The 12,488-nt window shown below is 64.3% G+C and carries 11 protein-coding genes; 5 read left to right on the top strand and 6 right to left on the bottom strand.

The genetic code is table 11. From position 1 onward, the window contains the following. The first annotated feature begins 173 nt into the window (after positions 1–173). On the top strand, positions 174–1,628 hold the full coding sequence (locus tag DOM54_RS11705) for a circularly permuted type 2 ATP-grasp protein (protein WP_110716474.1): 1,455 nt from the start codon (positions 174–176) through the stop codon (positions 1,626–1,628). 4 nt (positions 1,629–1,632) lie between these two features. Beyond that, positions 1,633–2,631: an alpha-E domain-containing protein gene (locus DOM54_RS11710; RefSeq protein ID WP_110716475.1), complete on the top strand. Its 999-nt coding sequence runs from the start codon at positions 1,633–1,635 to the stop codon at positions 2,629–2,631. Between the two features lie 130 nt (positions 2,632–2,761). On the opposite strand, the gene DOM54_RS11715 is transcribed toward DOM54_RS11710, so the two are convergent. From DOM54_RS11715 to DOM54_RS11725, 3 genes are all read right to left on the bottom strand, one after another. Beyond that, positions 2,762–3,829, bottom strand: a complete 1,068-nt coding sequence (locus DOM54_RS11715) for a zinc-binding metallopeptidase family protein (protein ID WP_110716476.1) — start codon at positions 3,827–3,829, stop codon at positions 2,762–2,764. Between the two features lie 87 nt (positions 3,830–3,916). Beyond that, the gene (locus DOM54_RS11720) at positions 3,917–4,336 is read right to left on the bottom strand and encodes a hypothetical protein (protein WP_110716477.1); all 420 of its coding nucleotides are present in this window, start codon (positions 4,334–4,336) and stop codon (positions 3,917–3,919) included. A 141-nt stretch (positions 4,337–4,477) separates the two neighbouring features. Then, the gene (locus DOM54_RS11725; RefSeq protein WP_206019075.1) at positions 4,478–5,083 is read right to left on the bottom strand and encodes a Yip1 family protein; all 606 of its coding nucleotides are present in this window, start codon (positions 5,081–5,083) and stop codon (positions 4,478–4,480) included. Positions 5,084–5,410: 327 nt separating this feature from the next. Between DOM54_RS11725 and DOM54_RS11730 the strand changes: the two genes are divergently transcribed. Together DOM54_RS11730 and DOM54_RS11735 are read left to right on the top strand one after the other, a co-directional pair. After that, a complete protein-coding gene (locus DOM54_RS11730; protein WP_110716478.1) occupies positions 5,411–7,120 on the top strand; it encodes a proline--tRNA ligase in 1,710 nt (569 codons plus the stop codon). Positions 7,121–7,134: 14 nt separating this feature from the next. After that, positions 7,135–7,740: a lytic transglycosylase domain-containing protein gene (locus tag DOM54_RS11735; RefSeq protein ID WP_420852749.1), complete on the top strand. Its 606-nt coding sequence runs from the start codon at positions 7,135–7,137 to the stop codon at positions 7,738–7,740. 17 nt (positions 7,741–7,757) lie between these two features. Here the strand turns inward: DOM54_RS11735 and DOM54_RS11740 are convergent, their stop codons facing one another. Both DOM54_RS11740 and rfaH read right to left on the bottom strand, forming a co-directional pair. Then, positions 7,758–8,273, bottom strand: coding sequence for an FKBP-type peptidyl-prolyl cis-trans isomerase (locus DOM54_RS11740; RefSeq protein ID WP_110716479.1), 516 nt, complete (start codon positions 8,271–8,273; stop codon positions 7,758–7,760). A gap of 182 nt (positions 8,274–8,455) precedes the next feature. Next, positions 8,456–8,992, bottom strand: coding sequence for a transcription/translation regulatory transformer protein RfaH (gene rfaH, locus DOM54_RS11745; RefSeq protein ID WP_110716480.1), 537 nt, complete (start codon positions 8,990–8,992; stop codon positions 8,456–8,458). Positions 8,993–9,184: 192 nt separating this feature from the next. On the opposite strand from rfaH, the gene DOM54_RS11750 reads away from it, so the two are divergent. Further along, on the top strand, positions 9,185–10,642 hold the full coding sequence (locus DOM54_RS11750; protein WP_110716481.1) for an AmpG family muropeptide MFS transporter: 1,458 nt from the start codon (positions 9,185–9,187) through the stop codon (positions 10,640–10,642). 18 nt (positions 10,643–10,660) lie between these two features. On the opposite strand, the gene DOM54_RS11755 is transcribed toward DOM54_RS11750, so the two are convergent. Continuing rightward, positions 10,661–12,481, bottom strand: coding sequence for an SEC-C domain-containing protein (locus DOM54_RS11755; protein ID WP_110716482.1), 1,821 nt, complete (start codon positions 12,479–12,481; stop codon positions 10,661–10,663). Between the last annotated feature and the right edge of the window lie 7 nt (positions 12,482–12,488).

Consider the following 12,488-nt stretch of genomic DNA (forward strand, 5'->3'; position numbering starts at 1 on the left):
CAAGATTGAACAAATTCAGGCTAACAGGGTAGGCATTTAACGTGACAGCGACATGGGCCTCTCACTATGCTTGATCGTGCATGCCGACTCTTTATATACACGGTTTTGCCACAATGGGCGACGCGATAACACTTAACAACTGCGTCCTCGATCCGCCGACAGGAGTCTTCCCCATGGCCAATGTGGATTGGACGCACTATTCGAACCAGCACTTCTACGACGAACTGCTCAGCACCAACGGCATTCCCCGGGAAGCGGCCAAGCCGCTATGCGACATCCTCGCCAGCTTCACCTCCAAGGAACTCGACGAACGCAAGATCGCCGCGGAAGTGGCCATACGGACGATGGGTATCACCTTTACCGTCTACTCCGAGGGCAGCACCATCGACCGGGCCTGGCCCTTCGACATCGTGCCTCGCATCATCCCGGCCAAGGAGTGGCGAGTCGTCGAGGCGGGGCTCAAGCAGCGCGTCGATGCGCTGAACCTGTTCATCGATGATCTCTACCATGACCAGCAGGTCGTCAAGGATGGCGTGCTGCCCGGGGAGGTTCTGGCCCAATCGGTCAACTTCCGTCCCCAGTGCATGGGCATCGACCCGCCGCATGGCGTCTGGGCCCACATCTGCGGCTCCGATCTGGTTCGCGACAGCGACGGGACCCTCTATGTCCTCGAGGATAACCTGCGGGTGCCCTCCGGTGTCTCGTACATGCTGGAGAATCGCAACGTCACCAAGCGGGTATTGCCCGAGCTGTTCGAGACCGGCCGCATCCTGCCGGTCGACGACTATCCCGCCCAGCTCTACGACATGCTGGCCAGCATGTCGCCACGCCCCAGCGACGAGCCGCAGATCGTGGTGCTGACCCCCGGCATCTACAACTCGGCTTATTACGAACACGCCTATCTCGCCCAGCAGATGGGGGTCGAACTGGTCCAGGGATCCGACCTGATCGTGGACGACGACGATATCGTGCACATGCATACCGTCGATGGGCTCAAGCGTGTCGACGTGATCTATCGGCGCGTCGACGATCTTTTCCTGGACCCGGAGGCTTTCCACCCGGATTCCCTGCTCGGCACGCCGGGGCTGATGCGGGCCTGGCGGTCGGGGAAGGTGGCGCTGGCCAACGCTCCCGGCGCCGGTGTCGCCGACGACAAGGTGGTCTACGCCTTCGTGCCCAAGCTGATCAAGTACTATCTCGACCAGGAACCGACCATCCCCAACGTCCCCAGCTATCTCTGCATGCTCGATGAGGATCGCCGCTATGTACTCGATCACCTCGATGAGTTGGTGGTCAAGCCCGCCAACGAATCGGGCGGATACGGCATGCTGATCGGCCCACGGGCCACCGAGCAGGAGCGCCGGGAGTTCGCCAGGCGCATCGAGGCCGATCCGCGCAATTACATGGCGCAGCCCACGCTTGCCCTATCCACCGCACCTACACTGTTCGACGGGGCTCCGGAACCCCGCCACGTCGATCTGCGACCCTTTATCCTCTCCGGCCCCGAAACGCACGTCACCATGGGCGGACTGACCCGCGTGGCCCTGGTCAAGGACTCGCTGGTCGTCAACTCTTCCCAGGGTGGAGGCAGTAAGGACACCTGGATCGTCGAAACCGAGGGGGAGTGAGACCATGCTGTCACGAGTTGCCGAAAATCTTTACTGGCTGGCGCGCTACGTCGAGCGCGCCGAGGACACGGCCCGACTGATCAGCGTCAATAGCAACCTCCTGCTCGACATGCCCGGCAAGGCGGCGCTGAGCTGGTCGACGCTGATCGACATCACCGGCAGCGGCGAAGTCTTCGACACCCTGTTCGAGGAACGCAACGAACGCAATGTGGTGGATTTTCTCTGCCTGTCACGCGAGCACGACAGCTCGATCCTGTCGTCGCTGGCCAACGCGCGGGAAAACCTGCGTACCACCCGCGACGTGGTACCGCGGGAGATCTGGGAAGAGGTCAACCGCTGCTACCTGGAGATCAGCGAGCAGACGCAGAGCGGCATGAAACCGCGCCAGCGCGATGGGTTTCTGAAGAGCGTGACCCGGGCCTGCCAGACGCTGACCGGCTTGATCGAGGGCACCTTGAGCCACACCGAAGCCCGCACCTTCCTCTCGCTGGGGCGTCATCTCGAGCGCGCCGACATGACGACGCGGATCATCGATGTGCGCTCCGGCAATCTGCTCCCCCGCAATCCGGAAGAGCTGATCCCGTTCGAACACCTGCAGTGGATGAGCGTGCTCAAGTCGCTGACGGCCTACCAGATGTATCGCCAGAATGTGAGATTGCGGGTAAGAGGACCGGACGTGCTGCGCTTTTTGCTGCAGAACCGCGCCCTGCCCCGGTCCGTGCTGCGCAGCCTGGATGAAGTCAGTTGGGAGCTGCAGTCGCTGCCCAACCACGATCGTCCTTTGGCGGTCGCCGCCCTGGTCCGCGCGGAGGTTGCCGAAGCGGACGTCCAGTCGCTGGCGCGCGCGCCGGATCAGTTGCACCAGTTGATCGACGAGTTCCAGATTGGCTTCAACAATCTTCACGAAGCGATCGCCGGCGCCTACTTCGCGGTGAGCGAACGGCCGGTCAAGTCGTCGCAAAGCCAGGAGCAGACGACTCTGGACCACGACGATGACGATTGACGAAAATTGACGCGGGCTTCGGGACGCGGCGTCGGGAGGACGGCCATCCAGAAAATCGCCAGCGTGGGCCACGACGTGACCCGATGCGCCTCGGCACATCGGGCCTGTATGCTTCGTCCCCACTCGCTTTTCAGGCGGTCGTCGTCGCGCCTCTCGCCACCAATTGATGGACGTAACGGAGCTTGTCACGAATCGGTGGCGTGATGATCAACGGCACGATGTCCAGCAACCCCATCTCGCGATTGAGTTCGTTCAAGGCGAGGCCGATCTGCTGGTAGGCCAGGATCATGTCATCGATACCGCCGTCGTGCTCGGCCCGGCGCATGCCCAGGCTGGCGGCCGTATCGAGCACGGCGACGATGTCCTGATAGGCGGCGAAGGTCTCGGCAAAATCCTCCCAGGCGTGCATGGTCGCGTAGGCCGAGACATGGGATCTCTGCCAGTCCGGCGCGGGCCCCTGCTCGTAGTAGCGCTCCAGCGCCTCGGCATAGGTCGGGGAGTCGTGATCCCCGAAGACAGCCCGGCTCCCCTCCTCATCCTGCCCCTTGATCAGCAAATCCCAGTAATAATGGCCGATCTCGTGGCGGAAGTGGCCGATCAGGGTCCGGTGGGACTCGTTCATATCGACGCGCAGGCGCTCCCGCTCTGCGTCGTCGGTCTCCTTCAAATTGATCGTGATCAAGCCTTGGGCATGGCCGGTATAGACTTTCTCGCTGCTTCCGGTCGATCGCCAGAGGCCGGCGTCCGGCATGGCATCGGCCATGAACGCGAAACTGAGCGGCAATGGCGATCCGTCCTGGGGAGCGGGATGCGGCAGGCCGATCAGGTCCAGGGTGTAGAAAAGCCGCCGCTTGGCAGCTTCCAACGCTGCCCAGCGTGCCCGATGCCCCTCGACCGAGAGATCGGGAATCACCGCATTGTGCCGACAGCAGTCACAGAGCCCACCATACGCCGCGTGATCTTCCGCAGTCTGCATCCGATTGCAGACGCCCTCGCTGGCAAAGTTGAAGCATTTGACCAGGGCCTGGCCACATCCCGGGTTGGCACAACGGTAGCCGACCTCGCTATCCGGGATCATCGCCGCGATGGCTTGGCACGAAGGGCACCAGCCAACTTCGGCATCGCAGACGACGCACCGGGTATTATCGAAGAACAGCCGACTCGGCGGCTTGCAGTGATGGCATTCGAACGTACGCATGACCAATCTCCCTATCAGTGGCGCAGCGAGGCCGACGGCGGAATGATTCCACACGCCAGACAAGAAGATTAGCAAAATGCAGCAGACTCAGGAGTCCATCGCGTCGCCACGATCGAATTCGATTCTGGAGAAGGCCTGATCCAGGGTTTCCACACGTTCCACCACCGGGGGGTTCCCAGCCTCGATATCGCGCCCGGTACGAGTCTCGATCAGCGCGGCGAGCGACGTGCCGTCGAGGTGGCCGTCATAGTGAACGCTATCGATCGAGGCATCGCCGGAGCCCGGCAGATAGATCGTGTTATTGGAAAAGTCCACCGCGTAGGCGATTACACCGGGGATGATGAACAATAGCAGCCCCAACCCGTCGGCAATCGCCACGCCAGGATCGATGCGACCCTGGAGCTGCCCCTTGCGCTCGGGATAGAAGAGCGTGCCGCAACCGGCAAGCGAGAGGATGAGCCCGGAGATGACCGCGCCCGCCACGAGACGTCGCAATAGTGAAAGCATCGAAAGGTTCCAGTGACAGATGGTGACGCAAGGTAACCTAATCCATCACCCATCGTCAGTCCAGGCATCATGGCTGGCCAGGTATTTTCGAAAGTGGCGCCCGAGCGACGGTCGGGCGCCTGGCCAAAACCGGCCACTGGCTCAGACCAGTGACGCGCCGTAACCCCACAGCAGCACGGTAATGGCCAGCAACGCCTCCAGCACCAGTACGCCAATGGCAAGCGCAGCGCTCGAAGCCCGCATCCCCTCGTGCTGATCGATACCGAGGAACGACGGTAATCCCGCGTAGACGAGGTAGACCGTGTAACAGAGTCCGGCAATGCCGGCCAGCAGGCACAGCCACACCAGCGGATAAAGGGCCACCACGCCGCTCAGGAACATGGGGGTCGCCATGTAGCCCGCGAACACGACGCAATGGCTCAGATCCGGGCGCTCGGGATAGCGACGCGCCAGCCAGTGGATGACGTTTCCCATCAGCCACACGGCCCCCAGAATCAGCGCATAGAAGATGATGGCCAGCAGCACCGCCGTCGATGGCGACACGCTCACCGTCTTCGCCATCCCGGTCTCCGTCGTCCCGAAGTGCCAACCCACCACGGTCGTGCCGATGAAGGCGCAGACCACCGGGATGGCGGCCATCAGCAGTACGTGAGATCCATAGAAGTGCGACACGGTCTCGTTTTCGCCACGAATCTGTTGCCATTCGCGATTGGGATGCGTGAGCAGCCCCCAGACGTGATGAATCATGAAACACCTCCTTCCGGCGCGGGCCGCCAACGACGGATTGTCGATGGTGTCCTGTTCCGCTTGCCTCTCCGACGATGCCGGATGCGGCCCTGTCTCTCACTATAGAAAAGATCGTCAGAGTGAACAGTCGAATCTCAGATGAAGTGCGAGTCAGCGAGACGGTGCGAGCGGAGTGCGGCTCTGGCGAGGAGGTTTTTGCCGAGCACCCTTTCCCGCCTGCTGTTCCCCTCTCTATACTGGCCGCCCGATGATTGACTGCAGATCTCGCCATATCGAGCATATGCCGCGTTCCGCTTGACGCTGATGAATACAGGAAAGAACACCCCCATGCGTGCCAGCCAACTACAGATCTCGACCCTCAAGGAAACACCGGCGGACGCGGAGATCGTCAGCCACCAACTGATGTTGCGAGCCGGCATGATCCGGCGCCTGACGGCGGGGCTCTACACCTGGCTGCCAGTAGGCGTAAGGACGTTGCGCAAGGTCGAGCGCATCGTTCGCGAGGAGATGGACCGGGCCGGCGCGCAGGAGGTGTTGATGCCGGCGGTACAGCCCGCGGAACTATGGCAGGAGTCCGGACGCTGGGACGAATATGGCCCCGAGCTGCTGCGCCTCAAGGATCGCCATCAACGCGACTACTGTGTCGGCCCGACCCATGAAGAGGTGATCACCGACCTGGTGCGGCGCGAGATCGGCAGCTACAAGCAGTTACCGACCAACTTCTACCAGATCCAGACCAAGTTTCGCGACGAGATCCGCCCCCGTTTCGGCGTCATGCGCTCCCGCGAATTCATCATGAAGGATGCGTACTCGTTCGATACCGACGAAGCCGGGCTCAAGGCTTCCTATCAGCGCATGTACGACGCCTATGTCCGGATCTTCACCCGCCTGGGCCTCGATTTCCGTCCGGTACTGGCCGACAACGGTTCCATCGGCGGTACCGGCTCGCACGAGTTCCACGTGCTGGCCGATTCCGGCGAGGATGCCGTGGTCTTCTCCACCGGCTCGGACTACGCCGCCAATATCGAGAAGGCCGAGGCGCTGCCGCCCGCGGGCGCCGAGCGCGATGCTCCGCAGGAAACCATGCGTCAGGTGCCCACGCCCGGCGTCCGCACGATCGCGGCACTGGTCGACGGCTTCGATCTTCCGATAGAGAAGACCGTCAAGACGCTGATCGTGCATGCCGCCGATGGTGGCCTGATCGCGCTGATGGTGCGTGGCGATCATCAGCTCAACGAGATCAAGGCCGAGAATCTCGAGCTCGTCGCGGCGCCGTTGACCATGGCCAGCGAGGAGGAGATCCGGGCCGCCATCGGCGCGGGTCCCGGCTCGCTGGGGCCGGTCGATTTGCCGCTACGACTGATCGTCGATCACAGCGTCGCCCTGATGAGCGATTTCGGTGCAGGTGCCAACGTCGACGATCACCACCTGTTCGGGATCAACTGGGAGCGGGACCTGCCGCTGCCGGCAGTCGCCGATCTGCGCAATGTGGTCGAAGGCGACCCGTCGCCGGATGGCAAGGGCACGCTGTCGATCACCCGGGGCATCGAGGTCGGCCACGTGTTCCAGCTCGGTCAGAAGTACTCGCGGGCCATGAACGCCACCGTTCTCGATGACAGCGGTCAACCGGCGACCGTGTGGATGGGCTGCTACGGCATCGGCATCACCCGCGTGGTGGCGGCGGCCATCGAACAGAATCACGACGCCGGCGGCATCATCTGGCCCGACGCCATCGCGCCCTTCCAGCTGGCGATCGTGCCGATGAACGCCCACAAGTCGGACCGGGTTCGCGACACCGCCGACAGGCTCTATCAGGAACTGACCGCTGCCGGCATCGACGTGCTGCTGGATGATCGCGACCTGCGCCCCGGGGTGAAGTTCGCCGATCAGGAGTTGATGGGCATCCCGCACCGCCTGGTGGTCGGCGATCGCGGACTCGACAAGGGCGAGCTGGAGTACAAGGGGCGTCGCGACAGCGATGTCACCATGGTGGCGCTGGACGACCTCCACCCCTTCCTCGACGCCAGGTTCGCCTGATCACGCGCCAGCTCGTGACACGGTCTCTTCTCGTGCTGGCGACGACGACCTGGCTCGTCGCCGCCAGCGCGCATGCCGGGGAGCAGACCGCAAGCGGAGTCGACGAGCCGCCCTCCCGGGCGCTGCTCGATGCCCTGTCGCGGGTCATGGCGGCGCCCGACGGGTTCGAGGATGTCTTCGACGCTCAGGTATGGCTACTGGACATGCAGTCGCGACTGGCCAGACGACAGCCCAAGGCTTACCCCTCCCGGCCTCGGCGGCTGGCACTGCTCGAACGCATCCATGCCGAAGCCAGGCGTGCCGGTCTGCCGCCCGAGCTGGTCCTGGCGCTGATCGATGTGGAGAGCCGCTTTCAGCCCGCGGCAGTTTCGTCGGCCGGGGCGCTGGGGTTGATGCAGGTGATGCCGTTCTGGAAAGCCGAGATCGGCCGTCCGCAGGACGACCTCCACGATATCGACACCAACCTTCGCTACGGCTGCACCATCCTCGCGCACTACCTCCAGCGCGAGCAAGGTGACTGGACCCGTGCGCTGGCTCGCTACAACGGAAGCCTGGGCCGCACGAGCTATCCGGAGCAAGTGATGCAGGCCTGGTTCAGCCGGTGGTGGGTCGATCGCTGACCCCGCCTCCGATTCCGCTAGCGTTTACGATCCTCGACCTCGGTGTGTGATGTACCCGGCGGGAGCGGATGGCCCTTGGCCAGCTCGGCCCGTGTCGCCTCGCGCACCGCCAGGATCTCGATGTCGTAGGTCAGCGTCTCTCCTGCCAGCGGATGGTTGGCATCCACGGTGACCCGAGCATCGTCGATCGCGACTACCGTGACCGTGCGCGGACCATCCGGCCCCTGAGCCTGGAACCGCTGGCCGGCCTTCAACCCTTGGTCCTGTGGGAAAGCCGAGCGCGCACTGACGCCGACCAGCGCTTCGTCGCGCTCGCCATAGGTTTCGTCAGGCGCCAGCGTGACGCTCAGCCGCTCGCCGGAGCGCCTTGAGGCCAGCGCGCTCTCCAGTGCCGGGAACAGATTGCCGTGGCCGTGAAGATATTCGAGTGGTTGTTGACGCGCCCGGGAATCGTCCAGGGTGCGACCTCGCTCGTCCGCGAGGACATAGTGCAGGGTCGTAACGTGAGACGTTTCGATGGCGAGCTGACTCATGATGACTCCGGGGTTGAGGGTGAGAGTTGTGGCGATGGATCGACGGCTGGCGCCGGCCCGAGAAATGCCCGCGCGCGCTCACCCAGACAGGCTTGACCATCGACTGGCGGCAGCCCGGCCAACATGCCCATTGATCTGTTGTGCCTCGCGCGGCTGGCGCTCATCGATGCCTCGGACAGCGGTCAGGAGGGATGCTTGCGCAACGCCCCCACAGGCACCTCGAGACGCTGGGTCTGCTGCAGCAGGTTGAGCAGCACGATGGCCCGCTCCTCGCCCTTCTGCGCTTCGAAAACGGCCTGAAGCGCACGGAAAGGCCCGTCGGTGATCTCGACGATATCGCCCTGGCGATAGTAGACATTGGCACGATCACGACGGCTGTCGGCGCTGATGCGATCACGGAGCGTCTCGACCAGTGCATCCTGGACGAATACCGGCTCGTTACCGAAACTGACCAGCCGCAGCACACCGCGGGTGGAGCGGATCGGCCGCCAGTTACTGGCCATTCGATCGAGACGAATGAAAAGGTAGTGCGGGAACAGCGGCTCGGACACCCAGGCGAGCTTGCCACGGCGGCGCTTCTGGACCTCGAGCACCGGGTGGAACACCTCGTAGCCCTGGTTGTCGAGATGTTCACTGGCACGAAACGACTCGCCGCCCTTGCATTGGATCACGTACCAGCGGGGTAGCGACTCGCCGTCCTGCGTCGGCTCACCGGTCATCGAACTATCCTTCCTGATCACAGCCACTAAAGAGACAATCCCTGTCGTCTGGCCCGCTGCCGGGGCAATATCACCTGCTATCGCGGCATCGCCAGCGCGCCATTCGGACCAGACGCGACAGGCCATCTAGCGTACCATTTTCGATCCGACTCGTCCGCCCGCGGCGAGTCGACCCGGTTTTTGGGAGGTTGCATGCAACGCGAGCCACGTGACTGGCTGACATCCTTGCGCGTCTATCTGCGGGCCCCGGTCATGACCTTGCTGTTCCTGGGGTTTTCCGCCGGCCTACCCTACCTGCTGGTGTTCTCGACGCTTACCGCCTGGCTCGAGGATAGCGGCGTCGAAGTGGCCGCCATCGGTTTCTTCAGTTGGGTAGGACTGCTCTATTCGATCAAGCTGTTCTGGGCGCCGATCGTCGACCGCGTCAGGCTGCCGCTGATCGGGCGCTGGCTGGGCCAGCGCCGCAGCTGGATGCTGCTGGGCCAGTGCCTGATCGGCGGTGGCCTGCTCGGCCTCTCCGGGTTGGACCCCGCTAACCACCTGCCGCTGGTGGCGGTATTCGCCCTGGTCACCGCCTTCGGCGCCGCGACCCAGGACATCGTCATCGATGCCTATCGTATCGAGTCCGGCGAAGCGGCCATCCAGGCGGCCATGGCATCGACCTACATCATCGGCTATCGCATCGGTATCGTGATGGCTGGCGCGGGTGCGCTCTATATCGCCGACGCCGCCTCCTGGGCGGTCGCCTACTTGAGCATGGCCGCGCTGGTGGCGGTGGGCATGATAACCGTGCTGGTTCGGCCGGAGCCGCCTCGTCCGCAGAGCCTCTCGGTGGTGCTGTTTCATCCCCGGGTCAAGCGCTTCCTGCGCCAGCGCCGACAGCGGCCCGCCTGGCAACGTCAAGCCGGCGCCTGGCTGATCGCCGCGGTGGTCTGCCCGATCAGTGACTTCTTCCAACGCTACGGCCGGCTGGCGCTGTGGTTGTTGCTCTTCATCGGCATCTACCGGATCAGCGATATCTCGATGGCGGCGATGGCCAATCCGCTCTACCTGAGCCTGGGCTTCACCAAGAGCGATATCGCCAGTGTCACCAAGGTCTTCGGCGTGCTGATGACCATCGGCGGCGGGGTACTGGGCGGCTTGCTGGTGGTCCGCTACGGACTTGGCCGAATGCTGATCTTGGGTGCGCTCGCGGTGGCGCTGACCAATCTGCTGTTCGCCTTGCTCGCCACCGGCGGCAACAGCCTGCCACTGCTGGTCGTCGCCATCACCGGCGACAACCTGGCCAATGGACTCGCCAGCACGGTCTTCATCGCCTTCCTGTCGAGCCTGACCTCGCGTACCTATACCGCGACCCAGTATGCGCTGTTCTCGTCGTTGATGACCCTACCCGGCAAGTTCATCGGCGGTTTCTCCGGCCTGGTGGTGGCCGATCTCGGCTACGCCAGTTTCTTCGGCATCGTCTGCCTGCTGGGCCTGCCGGCCGTGGCGCTCGCCTGGTGGCTCAGTCGCCGCCTGCCGACGCTCGATGGTGAAGAGATCGAGACCGGCAGCAAGACGGCTGGGCACCCGGCCCCGACGTTTCAGAAGGGAGAGGCACGCCCGCCGGTGCGTGCCGACGGGCGCCAAGGCGAGGAGACGGGCCGCTGAACTGCCCGCCGAAAGCCTTCAGCCGAGGGAGGTTCGTTGCCGGGAGAGCCACTCCAGCGCGCCGTCGGATGCCACCCACTGGTCGCGCATCAGTTGGCGATACTGCCAAGCCTCCGCCCTCGTCCCCGGCTCCGGCATGTCCTCGCCGAGTCGCGCCGGGCGGGGCCTGTCCTCGCAAAGGATGGTGAGGATATAGGGGTTGGAAGCGTACACGTCCCGCAGCACGGCAAGCGCATCGTCATGCCGGGTCAGGCGATAGAGCGCCAGCACCCTGCCCATCTGCACCCCCAGCATCTCGGCGCCTTCCGGCCCCTGCTCGCTCACCGCCAGCGCCTGCTCGTCACGCCCCTCGCGGAGCAGTTGATCGATCACCAGCTCGCGCAGACCGAGGCTGTCCTCCTCGTCCAACGCCAGCAGGCGCTGGGCGAGTCGACGCGCCTCCTGGCCGGCGCCTCGCTCCATGCCGATGACCAGCGCGAGGCCGGTCCGCAGCAGCGTGGCATTGTCCGCGTCGTGCCAGGAGAAGGTCCCACCGGCGTCCTCGAGCTGGCTCAGCCAGAAACCGTAGCGCTCGGCCAGCGGCGTGAAGAAGGTGTCGACCATCCACGGCAAACTCCCGAAGCGACTGGCCAGTGCCAGCGTCAGCGCCTGCATCACGCGAGGCGCGTCGAGCCATTCCGGATTCGAACACAGCGCCTGCAGCCACTGCGGTGCGGTCATCCAGGGATCGCCCAGAAACCCGAGTGCTGCATCTTCGTCGATCTCGACTTCGCAGGCCTCGGCCCAGCCCCGGTAGAGCGACTCCTCTCGGGCGCTGGGCTCGTACAGCAGCGCGCCGTCATCGGCGTGGCTCAACGCGAGGCGTGGCGGCCGCTGCTGGGTGTGCAGCAACGCCTGCAGCGCCGTCAGTGGGCCGGACAGCGCCTCCTCGGAGTGAATCACCTGCTCCGCCAGCGCTGCCTGGGGATCGTCGGCCAGCTCGGCAATGAATTCGAGCTGATCCGGGTCCAGGTGATGCTGGCGCGACAGCCGCCGCCACCAGAAGGCCGCCCGCTGCCGCGCCTTGCCGACATTACCCTCGTGCAGCAGCACCATGGCTTCGATATAGGCCAGGGAGGGCGAGTCCGGCAGGGTCCGCTGCGCGCTCTGGAACGCCTCCCGGGCGCTGGCGAGATCCCCACTGTCCAGGTGCATCAGGCAGAGCCGCTCCAACGCCGCGCCGCGCAGAAAGTCAGGTCCCGCCGCCATCACCCGCTCCAGCAGGGCGCCCCGCTTGCGGTGAAAGCCACGCTCCTGGTAGAGATCGACCAGTATCTCGAACGCCGGCTCGATCTGCTCTTTCAGCGCCTCCCAGTCCCGATTGCCAGCGAACAGTGACTCCAGGATCTGCTGTGCCCGGCCGTTGTTGCCGCTCTCGGCCGACACGATGCCCGCCTCCAGCAGGGCCTGGGCCGGCGCCTTGCGGCTGTCCAGGGCCGCCTTCAATGTCTCTCCCCGCCACTCGCGTAGCGACAGCATCCACATGAGATGCCCTGGTATCACGCTGGGCATCTCGACGCGGGCGCAACAGTCGCGGTAGAGCCGTCCCGAATCGCACCAGCATGGCTCGTCGCGCTTGGGCTCGGCCAGCGGCTCGGTATCGAAGTCACGCCGCTTGAGCGGCGTCTGGTTCCAGATCAAGGGGGCAAGCGCCTGAGCCAGGTCGAGGCTGCCGCCGCAGTGTTCGACCCCCTCACTGCGGGCCCATGCCATCATCGTCGGGTAGTGTTCATTGGCGCGAATCGCCTCGAGGGCACCGCTGGCAAAGCCCAGCAGTTGTTCGACCCAAGCTGTCAGCATGGCATTC

The organism is Salinicola acroporae (assembly GCF_003206615.1).
Lineage (GTDB): Bacteria > Pseudomonadota > Gammaproteobacteria > Pseudomonadales > Halomonadaceae > Salinicola > Salinicola acroporae.